The sequence below is a fragment of the Polaromonas sp. P1_G2 genome (assembly GCF_056405515.1).
Genome location: NZ_JBFUBY010001705.1, coordinates 1 through 366 on the forward strand (window position 1 = coordinate 1; position 366 = coordinate 366).

The following is a 366-nucleotide window of genomic DNA, read 5'->3' on the forward strand; positions in this document are numbered from 1 at the left end:
ACATCTCTGTCATCCTTGCAGAGATAGGCGATGCCGGTGCGTCGAAAGCCGACATCCTCGCCCACCAACTGCTGCATGCCGTCCCAGATATCCATCGCCTTGACGATCAGCGGCAATTCGCGCGGATCGCGGCCCATGCGCCGCACCCAGCCCCAATTGCGGCTCGATTGCTCGCCGGCAATGTGACCCTTCTCGCAGAGAACCACCGACACGCCCTGGCGGGCGAGGAAGAGTGCCGCGCTGACGCCGATGACGCCGCCGCCGATGATGACGATGTCGGCGGACGCAGAAAAATGCTCGGACGCCTGTACGGCATCCACGGGCGGGCCCATCGGGAACTCCGTCGGTCTCGGGGACTGAAAGGGG

The 366-nt window shown here is 64.8% G+C and carries 1 protein-coding gene; it reads right to left on the reverse strand.

Annotation, left to right across the window (positions count from 1 at the left end):
* A partial coding sequence (locus AC1D0P_RS32205) for an FAD-dependent oxidoreductase (protein ID WP_477680437.1) occupies positions 1-332 on the reverse strand: 332 nt, incomplete at its 3' end.
* Between the last annotated feature and the right edge of the window lie 34 nt (positions 333-366).